The sequence below is a fragment of the Salinisphaera aquimarina genome (assembly GCF_042643355.1).
GTDB classification, from domain to species: Bacteria; Pseudomonadota; Gammaproteobacteria; order Nevskiales; family Salinisphaeraceae; genus Salinisphaera; species Salinisphaera aquimarina.
The window spans coordinates 559,424-579,534 of the sequence record NZ_JBHRSS010000001.1; the positions used below are offsets into that span (position 1 = coordinate 559,424).

The 20,111-nt window shown below is 64.3% G+C and carries 21 protein-coding genes; 5 read left to right on the forward strand and 16 right to left on the reverse strand.

Annotation, left to right across the window (positions count from 1 at the left end):
- Positions 1 to 33: 33 nt before the first annotated feature.
- The 4 genes from ACFOSU_RS02560 to metG all read right to left on the reverse strand — a co-directional run bounded on the left by ACFOSU_RS02560 (position 34) and on the right by metG (position 4,168).
- Complete coding sequence (locus tag ACFOSU_RS02560; protein ID WP_380686155.1) at positions 34 to 690, reverse strand: fumarylacetoacetate hydrolase family protein; 657 nt, start codon at positions 688 to 690, stop codon at positions 34 to 36.
- Positions 687 to 1,343, reverse strand: a complete 657-nt coding sequence (gene nth, locus ACFOSU_RS02565) for an endonuclease III (protein ID WP_380686157.1) — start codon at positions 1,341 to 1,343, stop codon at positions 687 to 689. The genes ACFOSU_RS02560 and nth overlap by 4 nt, the downstream gene beginning before the upstream one ends.
- A gap of 104 nt (positions 1,344 to 1,447) precedes the next feature.
- Positions 1,448 to 2,107, reverse strand: a complete 660-nt coding sequence (locus ACFOSU_RS02570) for an RnfABCDGE type electron transport complex subunit B (protein WP_380686159.1) — start codon at positions 2,105 to 2,107, stop codon at positions 1,448 to 1,450.
- Positions 2,108 to 2,110: 3 nt separating this feature from the next.
- Positions 2,111 to 4,168 (reverse strand): methionine--tRNA ligase, encoded by a 2,058-nt coding sequence (gene metG, locus ACFOSU_RS02575; RefSeq protein ID WP_380686162.1) that lies wholly within the window; start codon positions 4,166 to 4,168, stop codon positions 2,111 to 2,113.
- Positions 4,169 to 4,289: 121 nt separating this feature from the next.
- On the opposite strand from metG, the gene apbC reads away from it, so the two are divergent.
- Positions 4,290 to 5,381, forward strand: coding sequence for an iron-sulfur cluster carrier protein ApbC (gene apbC, locus ACFOSU_RS02580; RefSeq protein ID WP_380686165.1), 1,092 nt, complete (start codon positions 4,290 to 4,292; stop codon positions 5,379 to 5,381).
- Between the two features lie 297 nt (positions 5,382 to 5,678).
- On the opposite strand, the gene ACFOSU_RS02585 is transcribed toward apbC, so the two are convergent.
- Together ACFOSU_RS02585 and ACFOSU_RS02590 are read right to left on the reverse strand one after the other, a co-directional pair.
- Positions 5,679 to 6,686, reverse strand: a complete 1,008-nt coding sequence (locus ACFOSU_RS02585) for a zinc-dependent alcohol dehydrogenase family protein (RefSeq protein ID WP_380686167.1) — start codon at positions 6,684 to 6,686, stop codon at positions 5,679 to 5,681.
- A 180-nt stretch (positions 6,687 to 6,866) separates the two neighbouring features.
- Positions 6,867 to 8,060, reverse strand: coding sequence for an ABC transporter substrate-binding protein (locus ACFOSU_RS02590; protein WP_380686169.1), 1,194 nt, complete (start codon positions 8,058 to 8,060; stop codon positions 6,867 to 6,869).
- Between the two features lie 96 nt (positions 8,061 to 8,156).
- On the opposite strand from ACFOSU_RS02590, the gene dcd reads away from it, so the two are divergent.
- The gene (dcd, locus tag ACFOSU_RS02595) at positions 8,157 to 8,723 is read left to right on the forward strand and encodes a dCTP deaminase (RefSeq protein ID WP_380686171.1); all 567 of its coding nucleotides are present in this window, start codon (positions 8,157 to 8,159) and stop codon (positions 8,721 to 8,723) included.
- A 40-nt stretch (positions 8,724 to 8,763) separates the two neighbouring features.
- On the opposite strand, the gene ACFOSU_RS02600 is transcribed toward dcd, so the two are convergent.
- Genes ACFOSU_RS02600 through purM form a run of 3 tightly spaced genes read right to left on the reverse strand, consistent with a single transcriptional unit; the run spans position 8,764 to position 11,229 of the window.
- Positions 8,764 to 9,453, reverse strand: a complete 690-nt coding sequence (locus tag ACFOSU_RS02600) for a DUF3108 domain-containing protein (RefSeq protein ID WP_380686449.1) — start codon at positions 9,451 to 9,453, stop codon at positions 8,764 to 8,766.
- A gap of 49 nt (positions 9,454 to 9,502) precedes the next feature.
- The gene (purN, locus tag ACFOSU_RS02605) at positions 9,503 to 10,192 is read right to left on the reverse strand and encodes a phosphoribosylglycinamide formyltransferase (RefSeq protein WP_380686173.1); all 690 of its coding nucleotides are present in this window, start codon (positions 10,190 to 10,192) and stop codon (positions 9,503 to 9,505) included.
- Positions 10,189 to 11,229 (reverse strand): phosphoribosylformylglycinamidine cyclo-ligase, encoded by a 1,041-nt coding sequence (gene purM, locus ACFOSU_RS02610; protein ID WP_380686175.1) that lies wholly within the window; start codon positions 11,227 to 11,229, stop codon positions 10,189 to 10,191. The genes purN and purM overlap by 4 nt, the downstream gene beginning before the upstream one ends.
- A 203-nt stretch (positions 11,230 to 11,432) precedes the next feature.
- Here purM and ACFOSU_RS02615 point away from each other — a divergent pair, with 203 nt between their 5' ends.
- The 3 genes from ACFOSU_RS02615 to ACFOSU_RS02625 all read left to right on the forward strand — a co-directional run bounded on the left by ACFOSU_RS02615 (position 11,433) and on the right by ACFOSU_RS02625 (position 15,087).
- Entirely contained in the window at positions 11,433 to 12,482 is a 1,050-nt protein-coding gene (locus tag ACFOSU_RS02615; RefSeq protein WP_380686177.1) for an AI-2E family transporter, read from the forward strand.
- 16 nt (positions 12,483 to 12,498) lie between these two features.
- Entirely contained in the window at positions 12,499 to 13,194 is a 696-nt protein-coding gene (gene hda, locus ACFOSU_RS02620) for a DnaA regulatory inactivator Hda (protein WP_380686451.1), read from the forward strand.
- A 312-nt stretch (positions 13,195 to 13,506) separates the two neighbouring features.
- Entirely contained in the window at positions 13,507 to 15,087 is a 1,581-nt protein-coding gene (locus ACFOSU_RS02625; protein WP_380686179.1) for an FAD-binding oxidoreductase, read from the forward strand.
- Between the two features lie 72 nt (positions 15,088 to 15,159).
- On the opposite strand, the gene ACFOSU_RS02630 is transcribed toward ACFOSU_RS02625, so the two are convergent.
- The 7 genes from ACFOSU_RS02630 to ACFOSU_RS02660 all read right to left on the reverse strand — a co-directional run bounded on the left by ACFOSU_RS02630 (position 15,160) and on the right by ACFOSU_RS02660 (position 19,986).
- Entirely contained in the window at positions 15,160 to 15,570 is a 411-nt protein-coding gene (locus ACFOSU_RS02630) for a hypothetical protein (protein WP_380686181.1), read from the reverse strand.
- A gap of 167 nt (positions 15,571 to 15,737) precedes the next feature.
- The gene (locus ACFOSU_RS02635) at positions 15,738 to 16,085 is read right to left on the reverse strand and encodes a DUF2069 domain-containing protein (protein ID WP_380686183.1); all 348 of its coding nucleotides are present in this window, start codon (positions 16,083 to 16,085) and stop codon (positions 15,738 to 15,740) included.
- Positions 16,082 to 16,687: an NAD(P)H:quinone oxidoreductase gene (gene wrbA / locus ACFOSU_RS02640; protein WP_380686185.1), complete on the reverse strand. Its 606-nt coding sequence runs from the start codon at positions 16,685 to 16,687 to the stop codon at positions 16,082 to 16,084. Before wrbA ends, ACFOSU_RS02635 begins: the two co-directional genes overlap by 4 nt.
- A 36-nt stretch (positions 16,688 to 16,723) precedes the next feature.
- A complete protein-coding gene (locus ACFOSU_RS02645) occupies positions 16,724 to 17,089 on the reverse strand; it encodes an ArsC/Spx/MgsR family protein (protein WP_380686187.1) in 366 nt (121 codons plus the stop codon).
- 105 nt (positions 17,090 to 17,194) lie between these two features.
- Positions 17,195 to 17,773 carry a transglycosylase SLT domain-containing protein gene (locus tag ACFOSU_RS02650; RefSeq protein ID WP_380686189.1) on the reverse strand — a complete coding sequence of 193 codons (579 nt, stop codon included), beginning with the start codon at positions 17,771 to 17,773 and terminating at the stop codon, positions 17,195 to 17,197.
- Positions 17,770 to 19,482, reverse strand: a complete 1,713-nt coding sequence (locus ACFOSU_RS02655; protein ID WP_380686191.1) for a proline--tRNA ligase — start codon at positions 19,480 to 19,482, stop codon at positions 17,770 to 17,772. Before ACFOSU_RS02655 ends, ACFOSU_RS02650 begins: the two co-directional genes overlap by 4 nt.
- Before the next feature lie 93 nt (positions 19,483 to 19,575).
- Positions 19,576 to 19,986: a Mov34/MPN/PAD-1 family protein gene (locus tag ACFOSU_RS02660; RefSeq protein WP_380686193.1), complete on the reverse strand. Its 411-nt coding sequence runs from the start codon at positions 19,984 to 19,986 to the stop codon at positions 19,576 to 19,578.
- Between the last annotated feature and the right edge of the window lie 125 nt (positions 19,987 to 20,111).

Consider the following 20,111-nt stretch of genomic DNA (forward strand, 5'->3'; position numbering starts at 1 on the left):
CTGTCGACCCACGCGAGATTGCCGCGCCCGCGCTCAGGCGGTGGTCCACCGAGCGCCCGGCAGCTGAGGGCAGGACAGTTCGAGCTGCATGCCGGCGCTGATCGGGCCGACGCCTTCGGGGGTGCCGGTATAGATCAGATCACCGGGCAGTAGCCGCCAGTGACGACTTAGCATGGCGATGATATCGGCGACGCCCACGAGCATGTCGGCGGTATGGGCTTTCTGCCGGGTTGTGCCGTCCACGCTCAATTCGAAATGCATATCGGCCAGATCCATGGCGTCGGTCAACGCCACGAGCGGGCCGAGTGGAGCACTGTAGTCGAAGGACTTGGCTTTCTCCCAGGGCTCGCCGGTATTCTTCAGCTCGGTCTGGACGTCGCGCAGGGTCAGGTCCAGACCGAGGCCGATCCCGCTGATGTGCTCGCGTGCCGTATCGGCGGCGATATCGCGTCCGCCGTGGCCGATCTCGACCACCAGTTCGGCCTCGTGATGTATTTCGCCGACATTGGTGGGCAGCGTAATCGCCTCGTCCGGCTTGACCAGCGCGCTTGCCGGCTTCATGAACACCACCGATTCCTTGCCGCTCAGGGTGTTGTTGAGTTCGGCAATATGCTTTGCGTAATTGCGACCGATACAGAAAATGCGCGGCGTGCTGCGGGCGGTGAAGGCGTCGGCGGAGCGTTGGCTCATGTTGTGGTGTCCTTGCTAGATACATGGGTCTTGTGCCGATATTCGCACAGATCGACGATGCTGCAATCAGCGCACAGCGGTGTGCGTGCCTTGCAGACATAGCGTCCGTGCAGGATCAGCCAGTGGTGCGCATCCTGCAGGAACGCTTTCGGAACCAGCCGCATGAGCCGGTCCTCGACCGCGCGCACGGTCTTGCCGGGGGCGATGCCGGTGCGATTCGATACCCGATAAATATGCGTATCCACCGCCATCGCCGCCTGTCCGAAGGCCGTGTTGAGCACCACGTTCGCGGTCTTGCGGCCCACGCCCGGCAGGGCGAGCAGTTCCTCGCGCGTGGACGGGACTTCGCCGTCGTACTTCTCGATGAGCGCGCGGCAGGTCTTGATGATGTTGGCGGCCTTGCTGTTGTACAGGCCGATGGTCTTGACGTATTCCTTGAGCCCGTCCTCGCCCAGGTCCAGGATCGCCTGCGGCGTGTTCGCCACCGGGTAGAGCTTGCGCGTGGCCTTGTTGACGCCCACATCGGTGGCCTGAGCCGACAGGATGACCGCGATCAACAGCTCGAAAGACGAGCCATACTCCAGCTCGGTCTTCGGCGCGGGATTGGCGGCCTTGAGGCGCTCGAAAATCTCGGTTCGTTTGGTCTTGTTCATTGCTTCGAGTCGTCAATCGGCTACGGCGCCGCCCTCGCTAATCTATCCGCATTCATCTGCGTCTATCCGCGGCTAAAACTACAACAACGTTTCGCCAATAGGCGCTAACCGCGATTGTTTTCGCGCTTGGCCTTGGCGCGGGCTATCGCATCGGCGATCGTGGATTTCTTGGCGGCGGACGTGGCGATGGCATCTTCGCGCGCGTCGACCGTCGCGTCGTGGCGATTGGCGCGACGCCGGCGTGTGGTCTTGCGGTTCAGACGTGCCTGTCGCGCCTCGAACAGCTGGCGTGCGCGCGCGGCGCGCTCGGCATCGATGTCGCGCTCGGGCGGCCACAGCGGCTGGCCGCTCTCGGCTTCCGATTCGGGCATGTCGATACAGTCGACCGGGCAGGCCGGCACGCACAACTCGCAGCCTGTGCAGTCATATTCAATTACCGTATGCATCTGCTTGGCCGCACCGATGATCGCGTCGGTCGGACAGACCTGGATACAGCGGGTACAGCCGATGCATTCGTCTTCACGAATGAAGGCGACCTTGGCCACGCTGGCGTCGCCGCATTCCGGGTCGATCGGCTTGACCGACTCGCCGGTGAGCACGGCCAGCCGCTCGACCGTCGCGTCGCCGCCGGGCGGACAGCGATTGATATCCGTCTCGCCCGCGGCGATCGCTTCGGCATACGGCCGACAGCCGTCATAGCCGCAGCGCCGGCACTGCGTCTGCGGCAGCAGGGCGTCTATGGCGTCGACAGACGGCTCGCTCATGGGCTACTTGATCTTGTCGCCTGGCTTGGCGCCGTCGTCGGGCGACAGGATATGCGGCGAATCGCCAGCGGCCAGCACCATGCCTTCGGACAGGCCGAAGCGCATTTTGCGTGGGGCTAGGTTCGCGACCATGACGGTCAGCCGGCCTTCCAACGCCTCCGGCGCATAGGCGGACTTGATACCGGCAAAGACTTGCCTGGTGCCCAGCGGGCCCACATCGAGCGTGAGCTTGAGGAGCTTGTCCGCGCCTTCCACATGTTCGGCGCTGGCGATACGCGCGACACGCAGATCGACCTTGGCAAAATCGCCGATTTCGATCGTGCCGGCGCCCTCGGCTGATTCCGACTTCTTATCCGCCGGCTTCTTCTCGGCTTTCTTCGGCGCCTCGGCCTGGGCCTGTGGCGCGGCCTTGACGGCCAGATCTTCCTGGCTCGCCTCGATCATCTTGTCGATGGCCGGCTGTTCGACACGGCGCAGCAGCGGCTTGAACTTGGCGATTTCGTGGCCGGTCAGCGGCGTGGCCAGATCGGCCCAGCCCAGATCGCCGACCTGCAGGAACGCCTCGGCGCGAGCCGCGGTTTCCGGCAGCACCGGCTTGAGATAGATGGTGAGCTGGGCGAACAGGTTCAATGCGGTCGTGCAGATCTGCTGCAGCTCGTCCTCGCGGCCTTCTTCCTTGGCCAGCTGCCAGGGTGCCCGCTCCGCGACATAGGCGTTGGCCTCGTCGGCCAGCGCCATGATCTGGCGTACGGCCTGGGCGAAACGGCGCTGCTCGTAGTGCTCGGCGATCTCGTCGGCGGCGGCTGCAAAACGCTCGAATAAAGCGGGGTTGTCCAGCGAGTCGGCGAGTTGGCCGTCGAACCGCTTGGTGATGAAATTCGCACAGCGGCTGGCGATATTGACGTACTTGCCGACCAGGTCCGAGTTGATCCGGGCCATGAAGTCGTCGAGGTTCAGGTCGAGATCCTCGACCTTGCCCGACAGCTTGGCGGTGAAGTAGTAGCGCAGGAACTCCGCCGGCAGGTGCTTGAGCCAGGTGCGCGCCTTGATGAAGGTGCCGCGCGACTTGGACATCTTCTCGCCGTTGACGGTGAGAAAGCCGTGCGCATGAATCGCCGTGGGCGTGCGATAGCCGGCGCCTTCGAGCATGGCCGGCCAGAACAGCGCATGGAAATAGACGATGTCCTTGCCGATGAAGTGATACAGCTCGGCGTCGGAGTCGGCCTTCCAGAAGCGGTCGAAATCCAGGTCGTCCCGGCGCTTGCACAGGTTCGCGAAACTGGCCATATAGCCGATCGGCGCATCCAGCCAGACATAGAAATACTTGTCGTCGGTGCCCGGAATCTTGAAGCCGAAATAGGGTGCATCGCGCGAGATGTCCCAGTCGCGCAGACCGGCCTGGAACCATTCGTCCAGCTTGCGGGTGACCGCTTCCTGCAGATGATCGCTACGCGTCCAGTCGTGCAGGAACTGCTCGAAATCGGCGAGCTGGAAGAAATAATGCTCGGAGTCGCGCTCGACCGGCGTCGCGCCCGAAAGAACCGACACGGGGTTCTTCAGTTCGGTCGGCTGGTAGGTCGCACCGCAGACTTCGCAGGCATCGCCATACTGCTCAGCGCTGCCGCATTTCGGACACTCGCCGCGGATGAAGCGATCCGGCAGGAACATCTGTTTTTCTTCGTCGTACGCCTGCGAGATGGTGCGGCGGGCGATATGGCCGGCTTTCTCCAGACGCGTGTAGATCTCGCTGGCCAGCTCGCGGTTCTCGTCCGAATGGGTCGAGTGATAGTTGTCGAAGCCGATCAGGAAATCGTCGAAATCCTGCTTGTGCTCGGCGCCGACATCGGCGATGAGCTGCTCGGGCTCGATGCCCATGTCACGCGCCTTGAGCATGATCGGCGTGCCGTGTGCGTCGTCCGCACAGACATAGATACAGTTGTTGCCGCGCAGCTTCTGGAAGCGTACCCACACGTCGGTCTGGATATATTCCACCAAGTGGCCAAGATGGATCGACCCGTTCGCGTAGGGCAGGGCAGAGGTAACAAGAATATCGCGCGCCATGGCTCGTACAAATCCGACTTTTTCGAGCCGGCCAGTATGCCACAGCGGTCACGCGGGGCGGTTCGTCCTTGCTATCATCGGCACCGTTTCAATTCGTAAAGACAATCATCGAGTGCACGCCATGAGCGATTCTCTCAAGAAGACCGTCGAGACCGAGCTCGGCCGGTTCAACGAACCCTATCTGGATACCGACCTGATGAGCGCCCGCGCGGTGCGCTCGCTGGAAGCGGAGGAGGGCCACGTCAAGCTGGCGCTGGATCTGGGCTTTCCCTGTGGCCAGTACGGTCAGCAGCTCGCCGAGCGTGTGCGTGCCATGCTGGAAGCGGTCAGTGGTATCGACCGGGCGGATGTGACCGTGGGCTTTTCAGTGGCCGCACGCGCCGTGCAGCCCTCGCTCAAGCGCGTCGACGGCGTGCGCAATATCATCGCCGTGGCCTCGGCCAAGGGCGGTGTGGGCAAATCCACCGTGGCCGCCAACCTGGCGCTGGCGCTCAAGGCCGACGGCGCATCGGTCGGTCTGCTGGATGCGGATATCTACGGCCCGAGTCAGCCGCGCCTGATGGGCATCGAAGGCCGGGCGCAGGCCAAGGACGGCAAGACCCTGCTGCCGATGGTCGCTCACGGCCTGCAGACCATGTCGATCGGCTATCTCATCGACAAGGAGTCGCCGGCGATCCTGCGCGGGCCGATGGTGACCTCGGCGCTGCAGCAGATGCTGTTCCAGACCGCCTGGGACGATCTGGATTATCTGATCATCGACCTGCCGCCGGGCACCGGCGATATTCAGCTCACGCTGGCGCAGAAGATTCCGGTCTCGGGCGCGGTAGTGGTCACCACGCCGCAGGATCTGGCGCTCATCGACGCGCGCAAGGGCGTGGAGATGTTCAAGAAGGTCAACGTTCCGGTGCTGGGTATCGTCGAGAACATGAGCACACACATCTGCTCGAAATGCGGCCACCAGGAAGCCATCTTCGGTGCCCACGGCGGCCAGACCCTGGCCGACGAATACGACGTCGATCTGCTCGGTGAACTGCCGCTGGATATCGCCATCCGCGAACATTCGGATGCCGGCACGCCCACCGTCGTGGCCGATCCCGAGGGCGCGCTCGCCGCGGCCTACTTCGACGTCTCGCGCAACACCGGCGCGCGTCTGGCCCGCCAGAAGAAGGACTACGCCAGCAAGTTTCCGAATATCAAGATCGAGAGCACTTAAGTTAGAAAGCGTTGTTGACAGCACTGTGCCGCAAACGGAAACCAGAGCAGGAAGGCACTGATCCGCAGATTGCGCAGATGACACAGATTTTCATGCGTACTGGTCCAGAGCATTCCAACTCCTGATTGTTCGAGGCTTTTGAGTTGTCTGCAGCGCTGCTGATCATGACGGCCAAGAAAAACGCCGGCTCTAAGCCGGCGTTTCTGTTCATCTGCGAAATCTGTGTGATCTGCGGATAACGCCTTCTGTTCCTGTTTTATCCGCCCTGACAGTTGCTACTTCGAGGACAAGTCCGCGCTACAACTGACGCGCCTCGTCGGCGATATCGATCACGATCTTGCCGACGGCCATGCCGGCTTCCAGATGGCCGTGGGCGGCGGCGATATCGTCCAGGTTGAAACGTCGGTCGTCGAGTAGCGGCTTGAGCTGATCGTTGGCGGCCAGGGCCGCGGCCTTGGTGAGAATCTCGCCGTGATGCTGCGGATGGGTGCCGTTCAACATGCTGGTGAGCATGAAGATGGTATGCAGCGTCAGGCTCTTGACGTGCATTGGGCTCAGATCAGCCTCGTACTGAGACACGATGGTGGCAACCTGGCCGTTGACCCGCGCGCCGGCGAAAGAGGTGGCGATATCCGAGCCGCCGGTAGCGTCGAACACCACGTCGAAACCACGACCCGCCGTCAGGCGTTCGACGTAGTCCGTGACGCTTTCTTCCTTGTAGTTGATGGTCTCGTCCGCGCCCATGCGCGTGGCGATATCGGCCTTGGCCGCCGACGAGATCGTGGCGGCGACGCGCGCACCCTGGGCCTTGGCGATCTGGATGGCGATATGGCCGACGCCGCCGGCGCCGCCGTGGATGAGCACATGATCGCCGGGGGCGACGCGGCAACGGTCCACCATGGCTTCCCAGGCGGTGATCGTGACCAGCGGCAGGGCAGCGGTTTCGCGCCAGCTGAGCGTATCCGGCTTGAAGGCCATGAATTCGGCGTCGACGGCAATGAACTCGCCATAGGCACCACCGCGTCCGCGCAGGCCGCCGGCGCAGCCGTAGACGGCGTCGCCGGATTGAAAGCGGGTCACGCCCTGGCCGACGGCCTCGACCGTGCCGGCGACGTCACAGCCGAGCACGCCGGGCAGTTCCGGCGCGATCGGCGGGCCGGCGGCGCGCAGCTTGGTGTCGACCGGGTTCACGCTGGAAGCGATCTGACGGACCAGAATCTGTCCCGGACCAGGGCTGGGTTTGTCGATGTCGGCGGCTTCGAAGACGTCGGGCGCGCCGAATTCGCGGATGATCTGTACGTGCATATCGGTGATCGTTTGAATTATTGCTACATAAGGTAACAGGTCGAAAACCCTGCGCCACGCGATCGTGGCGGTGGCAAGCGCAGCGTGACGTCACGCCTCCTGCGGTTGGTGCCGCAGCAGGCGTGACGAACACGTCCGGTCGTCATGTCGCGACCGCTCGTCTACCCGAGGACAACGATTTCAGGAATCGTTCTTATCCCTGGGCACGAAGTCGGGGAGGATCACGTTGCCCGTGGTGGCCTGGGGCGGCCAGATGACGACCTGCTCGCCCTGTTGCCACTGAATCGCCACGCCCGGGACGTACTGCTTGCCGTACCTGGTGTCGTGGGCGTACTCGGAATCCTTCGAGTAGAACTGAATCTGGCCGATCGTGCCGGTGTAGTCGGTCTTCTCGAGAGCCGCGACCAGCGCGTCGGCCTCGTCGCCGCCGGCGCGTTCGATCGCGTTTTTCAGCACATAAACGGCATCGTAGCTGGTGTAGGCATCATAGGCCGGGCTTTCCTTGAAGCGTTCGGTATAGGCTTTCGCGAACGGTATGCTCTTGTCGGTCAGCGCCGCGGAACTGGCACCGAGATTGCCCGTGATCACGCCGTTCGCCGCACCGCTGCTGTCCTGCCAGAAGCTGCTGGCCCCCGCCTGGGAACTCCAGCAGGCAAGCAGCGCCGGCACCTGCTGCTGGTGCCACTGTATGGTCGGCTTGACCCCGACATGGGCAATGCCGGAAATGATCACATCCGGATTGTTTTTGGCGATGCGGCTGAAGATCGGCGAAAAATCCGTCGTGCCCGGAGAAAAACGGATGTGATCCAGTACCTTGAGCCCGGCCTCGGGCAGACACTTCATGTATTCCGCGTCCAGCGGCTTGGTCCAGGCGGCATTCTCGCTCATGATCACGGCGGTCTTGTAGCCGAGTTGCTTGACCAGCACGTCCTTGGTCGTGGCGCAGACGTTCTTGGCCAGGAAGGCCGAGTTCAGATTGACCCGAAAAACGTATTTGTACTGCTCGTACTGGGCATGGATACGCTGTGGAATCTTGGTCGTGGCCGCGCCGGTCACGATATACGGTTGTTTGAGGCGGGCCGCCCAGGGCTGGATGGCCAGAGCCACCTCGCTGGTGAAATTCCCCAGCACCGCGACGGTGTGATCCTGTCTGACCGCACGCTGGAAAGCGCGTATGCCGTCGGTGGCCGAGGCATGGTCGTCGTATTCGTGCAACTGGATCTGACGACCGTCAATGCCGCCGTTGGCGTTGATCTCATCGGTGGCCATGCGTATGCCCTGAAAAATCGCCCGGCCGTTGATGGCAGAGGCCGGGGCGATGACCCCGATCGAGACGGGGGTAGCAGCGTTTGCCGATGGGGCCAGCATCGTCATGGTGACGGCTGCGAGCATGAGTAAGGATTGGCGATGCTCGCTCCCGCATGGCGCAGGCTATAAACTGCGCGCTTTGAGTTGCCCTGGGGCCGATAGATGAGCATCAAATCCGACAGGTGGATCCGCCGGATGGCGGCCGATCACGGCATGATCGAGCCGTTCGAGCCGGGACAGGTCAAGGAGAACGGGGGCGGAAAGATCATCTCCTATGGTGTGTCGAGCTATGGCTACGACGTGCGCTGCTCGCCGCAGTTCAAGATCTTCACCAACATCAATAGCGCGCTGGTCGACCCGAAGAATTTCGATTCGCAGAGTTTTGTGGATTTCGAGGGCGATGTCTGCATCATTCCACCCAATTCGTTCGCGTTGGCGTCCACAGTTGAATACTTTCGAATTCCGCGCAGCGTTCTCACGATCTGCCTGGGCAAGTCGACGTATGCGCGCTGCGGCATCATCGTCAACGTGACCCCGCTCGAGCCGGAATGGGAAGGGCACGTGACGCTCGAATTCTCGAACACCACGCCGCTGCCGGCCAAGATCTACGCCCACGAAGGCGTGGCTCAGATGCTGTTCCTGGAATCCGACGAGGTCTGCGAGACGTCATACAAGGACCGCGGCGGCAAGTACCAGGGCCAGCGCGGCGTGACGCTACCGCGGACCTGAGCGGTACTGGCCGATATTGGCCGGCGTTGGCCAGCGCTAGCTAGCGCTCCAGCGCGGTCATGTTCATCTGGAATATGCCGTCCTCGTCTTTCTGCTGCTCCACGCGGACCGGGATCCATTCGGCGCTGCGGGCGAGCCAGAATGTGAGTCGTTTGTTGTCGTCGACGCGATCCACCCGAACCGTGTCGTAGCGGCCGGCGGGCGTCTGGATATCGCCGCCGTCGGTCGCGCGCAGGCGATAGGTCTTGATCTCGTCTTCGTCGACCATCGGAAAATCGGCCTCGCCGAGTGTTTCCGGGTCGTCGGCTTCATCCACCCATTGGCGTGCGGCCATATGGATGGACAGCGGATCGAGGGCGCGCTCGGGCAGCGTCATGGTGTCCTGTTTGCCCGCTTCGCTGCGGTAATGGACTTCGTGCGCGGACCAGTCGAAGTCGAGGGTGTAGCTTTTCTTCTCGTCGCCGGCGATGTGATGCCTGAAATGCTGTGGGCGGATTACGCCGTCCTCGATACAGAAACGGCTTTCATCGGTGACGTCGCCTAGAAACAGCCGCACCAGCGCGTTGGGCCGGGCCTGTCCGGTATAGACATAGCAGCCGGCCTTGGCGCCGGGCGTGATTCCGAACGCGGTGGTGCCGAGCGCGAGCTTGCCGCGATGGACATCGAAATTCGCGGTGAAGGTATCGGTGACGTCGGCCTGTGCTGTGCCGGTTGCGAGGACGCCGAGCACAATCGTCAAGGCGCCGCGAAGCGCTCGCGCGGATTGCCTTGTCAATCGGTCATTCGTCGACGGAAGTATCGTAATCGACATGCGGGCATTGCTCCTGAATTCGTTCGTCGCGCCATACCCGGCCCTGGCGATACACCACACGGCCGTCGACCAGATCGGCCAGCGCCGCGGGATACAGGCGCTGCTCGACGCGCTGCATCAGCCGGTCGGCGAGGGTTTCGTGGCTGTCGCCACGGTCGACCGCGATGCTGCCCTGACGAATCAGCGGGCCGGCATCCAGATCGGGCGTGACGAAATGTACGCTCGCGCCATGGCGGGCATCGCCGTTGGCCAGCGCGCGGGCGTGCGTATCCAAGCCTTTGTAGCGCGGCAGCAGCGATGGGTGAATATTGACGAGTCTGTCGGCGAAACGCTGTACGAAGGCTGAACTGAGGATGCGCATATACCCGGCCAGCACGACCCAGTCAGGTGCGGCGGCGGCGATACGATTACCTAGTGCCAGGTCGAAGGATTCGCGGTCGGCAAAGGCCTTGGGGTCGATGGCCGCGGTTCGCAGCCCGGCCAGACGCGCGATGCGCAGGCCTTCGGCGTTGATGCGGTTGCAGGCGACCAGTTCGATGCGCGCGTCGAGTAAGCCGGATTCGATCGCCCGAATGATCGCGTCCAGATTGCGGCCACGCCCGGAAATCAGTACGACCAGGCGCGCCGGTTGCGCGGCGCGCGGCGTGCCGTCAATCAAACCAGGCGGACGGGGTCGGCGTTTTCCTCGCGCGTGTGAACGCGGCCGAGTTCGAAGACCTGCTCGCCGGCTTCGGTGAGCACGTCCGTGGCCTCGGCGACCTGATCGGCGGGCACGACCAGGCAGAAGCCGATCCCGCAATTGAAGGTACGCGCCATTTCAGCGTCACTGACGTTGCCGGCCTGGGCCAGCCAGTCGAAGATCGCCGGCTGCTGCCAGGCGCTGCGCTCGATGGTGGCAGCCAGATGATCCGGGATCACGCGGGCGAAATTCTCCGCCAGCCCGCCGCCGGTGATATGCGCCATGCCACGGACGTCCACCCGGGGCAGCAGCTGCCTTATGGCCTTGACATAGATCCGGGTCGGGGCGAGCAGGGCGTCGGCCAGGCTCTGGTCGGCCAGGCGTGTTTCCAGGGTAGCGCCGGCGACCTCGAGAATCCGCCGTACCAGCGAATAGCCGTTGGAATGCGCGCCCGACGAGGCCAGGCCGAGCACCACGTCGCCCTCGGTCATGTGGCTGCCGTCGATACGATCGTCATACTCGACCACGCCGACGCAGAAACCGGCCAGGTCGAAATCGCCGGCCGCATACATGCCCGGCATCTCTGCGGTTTCGCCGCCGATCAGCGAAGCGCCGGCCTGGCGGCAGCCTTCGGCAATGCTCTTGATCACCGGCGCCGCCACGGCGGCGTCGAGATGGGCGGTGGCGTAATAGTCGAGAAAGAACAGCGGCTCGGCGCCGGTCACGAGTACGTCGTTGACGCACATCGCCACCAGGTCGATACCGATGCCGTCGTAGCGCTGTGCGTCGATCGCCAGGCGCAGTTTCGTACCCACGCCGTCGGTGCCGGAGACGAGCACGGGCCGGCGATAACGATCCACCGGCAGTTCGAACAGGCCGCCGAAACCACCGAGGCCGCCGATGACTTCCGGTCGACGCGTGGCTTCGACCGGTTCGCGGATCTCGTCGACCAGCCGGTTGCCGGCATCGATATCAACGCCGGCGTCGGCGTAGGTCAGGGTTGGGCGTTGACTCACGTCGGTTCGCTCGCAATGGAAAGTATGGCGCCGGTTTTCACGGCGTTGGCGCACGGTTCGCATGTTATTGTAACGCGGGTTGAATGCCCCGCCGAATAAAACGTGCTGCGTCGCGGCATGGCTTTGTTCGATCACCGTTGTCCGCGCCTGTATCCGGCTTTGCCGCCTTATTGTCGCGTATCCGTCGAGTCACGCATAACCACATGATCCGTCGTCGCAACATCCTGCTCGTCGCTCTCGCCGCCGTGATTCTGCTGATCTGGCTGCTGGGATCCATTCTCACGCCTTTTCTGATCGGCGCGGGGCTGGCCTATGTCTGTGATCCGCTGGTCGATCGACTCGAAGGCATGCGCCTGTCACGTACCAGCGGAGTAGTGGTCGTATTCGCCGTGGTGACGCTGACGATGGTGCTGCTCGTGCTGCTGCTGTTGCCGTTGTTGCAACAGCAGATCAACACCTTCGTACAGAATCTGCCGCGCTATCTGGACTGGATTCAGCGCACCACGGCACCCTATCTGGGCGGCGTGTCGCGCGGCGGCCAGCCGCTGGACGTGGATTCGATCAAGAGTCTGATCGCCGAAAACTGGGGCACCGCGGGCGGCTTCGCCTCGACGCTGGCCAAGAAAGCGTTCTCCTCGGGCACCGCACTCATGGCCATGGTCATGAACCTGCTGCTGATCCCGGTGATCATGTTCTATCTGCTGCGCGACTGGGATCACATGGTCGCCTGGATTCGTTCGCAGCTGCCGCGTCGCTATGTCGACACGATCACCGAACTGGCCGAGGAGACCGACAAGGTGCTGGGCCAGTTCATTCGCGGCCAGCTGCTGGTCATGACCGTGCTGGGTTCCATCTATATCGTGGGCCTGTGGCTGGCCGGCCTCGATCTGGCGCTGGTGATCGGGCTGGGCGCCGGTATCGTGAGTTTCGTGCCCTATGTGGGCGTGATCAGCGGGCTGGCGGTTTCGAGCATCGCCATGCTGGTGCAGACCGGCGACCCGTTCCAGCTGATCTGGGTGTTCGTCGTCTTCGGCATCGGTCAGGTGATGGAGCAGATCGTGCTCCAGCCGTTGTTGCTGGGCGACGCTATCGGCCTGCATCCGGTCTGGGTGATCTTCGCCGTGCTCGCAGGTGGTCAGCTGATGGGCTTCGTCGGCGTGCTGATTGCCTTGCCGACCGCCGCCGCGATCGCGGTTCTGGTGCGCTACGGCGGGCGCCAGTGGCGCGCGAGCCGTCTGTATCTCGACCACTAGGGGCGCGGCTTTGGCAGTGCAAATGGTGCTCGGCGTGCAGCTGCCCCAGAGCGCGACGCTGGATGCGTTCGTGGGCCGGGAGAATGCACACGTGAAGGCTTCGGTCGCGGAACTGGTGGCGGGCCGCAGCGAGCGCCTGTTCGTCTATGGCCCCGCCGCCACCGGAAAGACGCATCTGCTGCAGGCCGCCTGCCGTGCGGCGGGCGATGCCGGCCAGCGCAGCGTCTATGTGCCGCTGGCGCAGGTGGCCAGACAGGCGCCGTCGCTGTTGGCCGGACTCCAGGATATGGATTGTGTCTGCGTGGACGAGGTGTCGGCGATCGCCGGCGATCGAGACGCCGAAATCGCACTGCTCAGTCTCACCGAAGGCCTGCGTGCCAGCGGCGCGCGCCTGCTGGCCGCCGATACGTGTTCGCCGCGCGAGATCGGGCTGGCCCTGCCGGACCTCGCCAGCCGTCTCGCCTGGGGCGGCGCGATCGCGACCGTCGAACTCGACGACGACGACAAGCTGCAACTGCTGATTCGACGGGCCGCGCAGCGCGGCATGGCCATGCCCGCCGCCACCGCACGCTGGTTGCTGCGCCACGGCGACAACGACGTGCCGGCGCTCATGCGCCTGCTGGACACGCTCGACCATGCCTCGCTGTCTGCGCACCGGCGCCTGACGATTCCGTTCGTCAAGCAGACGCTCGATTCGCGGGCTGAGCCCTGATTCCTGATCTTGCGATAACGCCGTCGCGATAGCGGCGATCACGCGTCGATTGCGCCCGACTAGCCATAAGGGCGCTTACCCAAACCCGTGTACACATCGCGCTTCTGCGCTGCCATGAACGACCAAATTGGGTCACGGCGCGGCGATGCATGGTCTTCGCCTGACCCCTGTTCACCTGTTCGTTTTGTACACTCGCGTGGAGGCCGTTCTGCAGCCCGCGGGCACTGCCGGCCGCGTGGTTCGGACGACCGCTGAGCCATCGAAAAAATCACGATCGTCCTGCACAAGACGGGGCGACACGAGGAGAACCCATTGAACAAGACCCGCAATCCCGTCGGCTGGGGCTATGTCGAAGACGCGCTGAGCGAAGCCGATGTTCGGCCGGTGCTCGACATCATGCAGCCGATGCTCAACCGCGCTGCCGGCGCGCGTCGTCCTGCGCCCAGCGCACAGAACATCACGCTGTCGACGCCCCCAGTGTCGCCGCCGAAGGTACTGCAGGGTGTCGTCGCCACGGACCATGAGACACGCCTGCTGCATGCGGCCGGGCGCAGCTTCCGCGACCTGGCCACGCTGCGTGCGGGGCGGCCGCTGCCGGCACCCGCGGCGGTTGCCACGCCTCGCGACGAACGCGAGCTGGCCGACGTGCTCGCCTGGGCGTCCGACACCGGCCTGGCTGGCATCCCGTTCGGCGGCGGATCCAGCGTCGTCGGCGGCGTCAACCCCGAAGACATGGGCGACTGGCCGGGCGCGGTGACGATCGATCTGCAGCGCATGAATCGGGTGCTCGAGGTCAGCGAACGCGACCGGGTGGTGCACGCCCAGGCCGGCATCCTCGGCCCGGAACTGGAGGCCCGGCTGAGCCCGCACGGCCTGGGGATGCGGCATTATCCGCAGTCCTATTTTCATTCCACTCTCGGCGGCTGGGTTGCCACGCGCGGGGCGGGGCATTTTTCGACCCTGCGCGCCAAGATCGAGGACCGCGTGCAGGCGCTGAGCGTCATGCTCCCCGACGGCAGCACCGCCACGACACGGCCGCTGCCGGCGTCCAGCATCGGCCCGGACCCCAACCGTCTGTGGTGTGGCAGTGAAGGCGCGCTCGGTATCATCACCGACGTGCGGCTGCGGGTTGTGGCCAGCCCGGCTCACAAACACTCGGCCGCGGTCGGCTTCACTGATTTCGAAAGCGCGCTGGAAGCGACCCGCGCCATCGTCCAGGCCGAGCTCTGGCCGGCCCAGATGCGCGTGCTGGACCCTTTCGAGCATATGGTTTCCAGCGCCCAGTCGGGCGCGGTCGGGGAAGGCGCGCTGATGATTCTCGGCTTCGAGGGCCCGCGCGACGTCGCCCTCCAGTGTGAAGCCGCGCTGGAAATCGCACGCGAACACGGCGGCACGCCGCGCGAAAGCAGCGACGGTGGTACCGGCAGTTGGCGCGACGCGTTCTTCCGCCAACCCTATATGCGCGATGCGCTGCTCGACTACGCCGTGATCGTGGATACCTTCGAAACCGCAGTGCCGTGGTCGGCGGTACCGGCGTTCTATCATCACGTGGTCGAGGCCACCGGCGATGCACTGGAACAGATCGCCGGGGCCGGTGGTGTGGCCTGTCGTGTCACCCACGCCTATCCGGACGGCGTGGCGCTGTATTTCTCTTTCTATGCGCCGGGCGAACACGCCGCGCTGCTAGCGCAATGGCAGCAGATCAAGAGCGCGGCGTCGGAAGCGGTGATCGCCGGCGGCGGCACGATGAGTCATCACCACGCCATGGGCCGCGATCACAAGCACTGGGTCCGCGAGGAGATACCGGCGGCGTTTCGTAGCGCCATCCGTGGCGCCAAGCAGGCGCTCGATCCGAGTGGAATGCTCAATCCGGGGCTGTGGTTCGCGGACTGACCGGGCCGGCCAATCGGTCGGCGGTCGACAGAATTCAGCCGAGATACCGTGCCGCCCGACGTGGGTTACGGATCACTCGGACTTGGCCAGCAGTTGCTGGACCGTGGTCGCGACATTCTGCGCGGCGCCGAGGGATTCCATCCCGATGCCGGTCTTGGCCAACGCCAGCGCGTCCTTCAAATCGGCTTGCCCCTCGCTGTCGGCGTCATTGATGGCACCGTTGCCCTGGCCGTCACAGGGGTTGCCCGACTTGGCGTCGAAGTCGTCACCGTCGGGGCCGACCAGACAGTTGACGACGTGATGCAGGTGCAGATGCACCTTGGCCACGGTATCCGCGCCGGCGGCGTAGCCGGCGTGATCGGCGGCGGTGGTGACTTCCTTGCCCGGGTCGGCAGCCTGTGCCGCGAGCGGCCATGCGAGCACGAGTAGACACACGGCCGCGAACTGAAGAAAACCGGCTCTCGATTGGGTGAAAATCAACATGGGGCGCTCCTGTCGTAATCGTGAAAAGCGACGCGATGCCTGTCTCTATACGACCATACGCTCGCCGTCACCTGCGTGCTAGCGCGGCAGATCGGATGTGATTCGACAGGGCAAGCGAGGGCTCGAAACGGCCTGTCGCTGTCGCCCAGGCCCTTGCCGGGCCGTGCTCAGGAAGCGTCGCCCGGCTGTTCGCGCGAATCCCATTTGGCGAATACCACGCAGCCCACAAACAGCGCCACACTCGCGGCCAGACAGATGTCGACCCCGATGGTCGCCGCCCCCGCGATGTATTCCACCATCGCATAGGCCATATAGAACAGCGCCATCATCGACGCCCAGGCGGCCGTGTAGACGCGGGCGCGCAACAGCCCGTTGAGGGACGCCAGCAGGGGCAAGCTGAACAGGGCGGCGAGTATCAGCCGGTCGGTGCCGTGGCCGGCGATTATGAACATATCGGCGATCAGTACGATATTGCCGATCACGGCGACTGCGAGGGCGTAGCGCGAGAGCTTCATTCAGGGGCGTCCAGTTTCTTGGCGATACGGGCCACGCGCTCGCCCAGCGCGCGGGCGAGTTTCTTCTCGATCTCGGTGAGCGGGTTGTCGCCGAGCGTGCCCGAGACATGGCTGGCGCCATAGGGCGTGCCGCCAGAGGTGGTCTCGGCGAGCAGATCGTCGGCGGTGTAGGTCAGGCCGACCAGGATCATGCCGTGATGCAGCAGCGGCAGCATCATGCTCGTGAGCGTGGTTTCCTGGCCGCCGTGCAGACTGCCGGTGGAGGTGAATACCGCGCCCGGCTTGTCGGTGAGCGTGCCGGACAGCCATTGCCCGGACAGGGTGTCGATGAAATGCTTGAGCGGGGCGGCCATGTTGCCGAAACGCGTGGGCGAGCCGATGATCAGGCCGGCGCAGTCTTCCAGATCGTCCACATGCACATAGGGCGCGCCGGACTCGGGCACGGTGTCGGCACTGGCTTCGGACACCGGCGAGACCTCGGGCACAGTGCGCACGCGCGCCTGCATCGGCGGCACCCGCGCCACGCCGCGCGCGATTTCGTTGGCGAGCGCGGCGGTGGCGCCACTGCGGCTGTAGTACAGCACCAGAATATCATCGCTCATCGGCAGGACTCGTTGGCAGGAACCATCGGGCCGCGTTCATTCATCGGCCGCTTCGGCATCGACGAGTTCGAATACGCGCTCGGGCGGCCGGGCGATGAGCGCGCGGTCGTCGACTTCCAGAATCGGCCGCTGCAGGAGCGCGGGTTCCACCGTGAGTATCTCGATGACGCGGTTTCGATCCAGCGGCGGTTCGTCAGGCTGGACCCATTGCGCGGCGGCCGGGTCGTTGCGACGAACCAGCGCGTCGGGCTCGACGTCCAGCAGTTCGAGCAGCCGGTCGAGCGTGGCCGTATCCGGCGGCTGGGACAGGTAATCGACGATCGTGGGCTCGTGTCCGGCGTCGCGAAGAAGCGCCAGTGCGGCGCGGGACTTCGAGCAGTCCGGGTTATGGTACAGACGCATCGTCAGTCCCGTTGTTGATGAGCGCGACATCCTGACGGCGCCCCGGCCGGCGTGCAACAGGCAATGCCCGGCACGGCCGCGATCTGGCGCGCCGATCAATCCGCATCAGCGCGCATACCAGCGTCTTTGCATCGCGGTTTCCACCCTGGCCGGATACCAGTACTGGCCCAGACTGCCGTTGTAGCGGGCCAGGGCGCGGGTGAGATTGCCGTGCTCGATCTTCAGGTAATAGGCGAGGATGGTGCAGCCATAGCGCAGGTTGGTGCGCATATCGAAGAGATTGTCGTCGGGGCGGCCGATCTCGTCGATCCAGAACGGCATGATCTGCATCAACCCGAGCGCGCCCGCCGAGGATATGGCAAACCGCTGGAAGCGCGACTCGACCTGGATCAGCGACAGCACGACCTGCGGATCGAGCCCGGCATGAGTGGCTTCGGCGTGCACGGTCTTGAGCAGCGCCATGCGCCGTCCGATGTCGGGCATGAGCGGTTCCAGTCGCGTGGACATATCCAGCAGCCAGACCTCGGCCTCGAAGCGATTGGAAAAACTCGCCGAATCGTGGACGGCGTTCATCAAGGCCTGGCGCAGCGCCGGGTCGACCGTGTTCGGTACCGCGGCAACCGCGAATGCGCGCGGCGCCATCAGGGCGAGCAGCAGCATGACGCCGGCCGCCGCTGGCCTCATTCGTCGGCAGTGCGGCCCAGCGCTTGCTTGATCGCGTCCATGCTGTGTTCGATGTTCTGCGACTCGCTGTCGCGCCGGCCCTTGTATTCCAGCGTGCCGGCCTCGAGGCCGCGATCCGAGACCACGATGCGGTGCGGAATACCGATCAGTTCGGCGTCGGCGAACATCGGTCCGGGGCGCAGGCCGCGATCGTCGAACGCCACGTCGATGCCGGCGGCCCGGCATTCCGCGTACAGGGTCTCGCAGGCTTCGCGCACGGCAGCCGACTTGTCGGCCTTGATCGGGATGATTGCCAGTTCGAACGGCGCGATCGCCGTCGGCCAGCAGATGCCGGAATCGTCGTGGCACTGCTCGATGGCAGCCGCGACAATACGCGATACGCCGAAGCCGTAGCAGCCCATCTGCGGGGTCACGGCCTTGCCGTTCTCGTCGAGTACAGTCAGTTCCAGCGCCTTGCTGTACTTGTCGCCGAGCTGGAAGACATGGCCGACTTCGATGCCACGTAGCAGCTGCAGCGGCGAACCGTCGGGGCTCGTGTCGCCGGCCACCACGTTGCGCAGATCGGCGAACTGCGGCTCGATGCTGTCGCGGCCCCAGTTGAAGTTCACGAAATGGGCGCCGTCGTAGTTGGCGCCCACCACCAGATCGCCGGCATTGGCGAGGGCAAAGTCGGCAATCACCGGAATATTGAGATTCACCGGCCCGAGCGAGCCGGGACCGGCGCCGAAATGCTCGCGGATCACGCTTTCCTCGGCGAAGGTCAGCGGGGTGGCGACGCCGTCGAGATTCTCGGCCTTGATCTCGTTGAGGGTGTGATCGCCGCGTAATACCAGCAGGATCGGACGCGCGTCCTCGCCCATGACCACGATGGCCTTGGCCGTCTTCTCCGCGGGCACTTCCAGGGTCTGGCACAGCTGCGCGATGGTCGCCACGCCGGGGGTGGCAACTTTCTTCAACTCGCCGGTGGCCGCGGCGCGCTCGCCTTCGGGGCGGTGCGTGGTCGCGGCCTCGGTGTTGGCGGCATAGCGGCCGTCCTCGGACACGGCCAGTTCGTCTTCGCCGGTCTGGGCCAGCACATGGAATTCCTCGGACTTGGCGCCGCCGATGGCGCCCGAATCCGCGGCGACCACGCGATAGTCGAGGCCGATGCGATCCAGAATCGCGGTATAGGCCGCGCGCATGACGTGGTATTCGCGATCCAGATCGGCCTCGTCCATATGGAAGGAATAGGCGTCCTTCATGATGAATTCGCGCGCCCGCATGAGACCGAAGCGGGGCCGGATCTCGTCGCGGAACTTGGTCTGGATCTGGTAGTAGTTCACCGGTAGCTGCTTGTAGCTGCTGACGTCGCGCTTGACGAAATCGGTGATGACTTCTTCGTGGGTCGGGCCGAAGCAGTACTCGCGTTCGCCGCGGTCGTGCATGCGCAGCATCAGATCGCCCATCAGGTCCCAGCGCCCGGATTCACGCCACAGCTCGGCCGGCTGGATCGCTGGCATCAGCACTTCCAGTGCGCCGGTGGCGTCCATCTCCTCGCGCACGATGGCCTCGACCCGGCGCAGCACACGCATGCCGAGCGGGCTCCACGTATACAGGCCGGCGCCCAGCTTGCGGATCATGCCGGCGCGCAGCATCAGCTGATGCGACACGATCTCGGCATCGGCCGGGGTCTCTTTGGTGGTGGATAGCGCGAAGGCGGATAGACGCATGGGCAGGGCCGATTGAGGGCAAACGATGAATCAGCCCGCGATTCTACAAAAAAGCGCCGCCTCGGGCGCGCGGCATATCAATATGCGCTGCGCTCAGTCCATCACGGTCAGCGGCACATCGCGCATCTGTTCGCCGTCGCGCTGCCAGGCTCGCATCTCCAGTACGCCCTTGATATTGAGCGAGATGATCAGATACAGCGCGTTTGGATAACCCAGCCCCTCGATATCTCGCACCGACGGCTCGGGCGGCGCGCTCGGGTGCGAGTGATAGATGGCGAGCATGGTTTCGCCGCGCTGGCGGATGCGCTTGAGCGCGTCGATCTGCTGCGCGCTATCCATCTCGAAGGTCGTCGCCGGCTCCGCCGCCACGTTGGCCACCGGAAAGATCTCGACAGGCTCGCCGTCGCGCGCACTCAAAAAGCCGCAGACCTCGAGGTCCGGTTGCTTCTGTGCCTCGAACAGAAGGCGCGTGGCCAGCGGCCGGCTCATCTTCAATACGGTCAAATTTCACCCCTGTGCATGCAAACGCTGCGCATCATAGCGCCGGCGCACGCCGAGCACGACATTCCGCTCAGTAGTTCTACTGATTGAAGCAGGCTGGCCGCGAGCGCTTTCATAGTTGCATATAA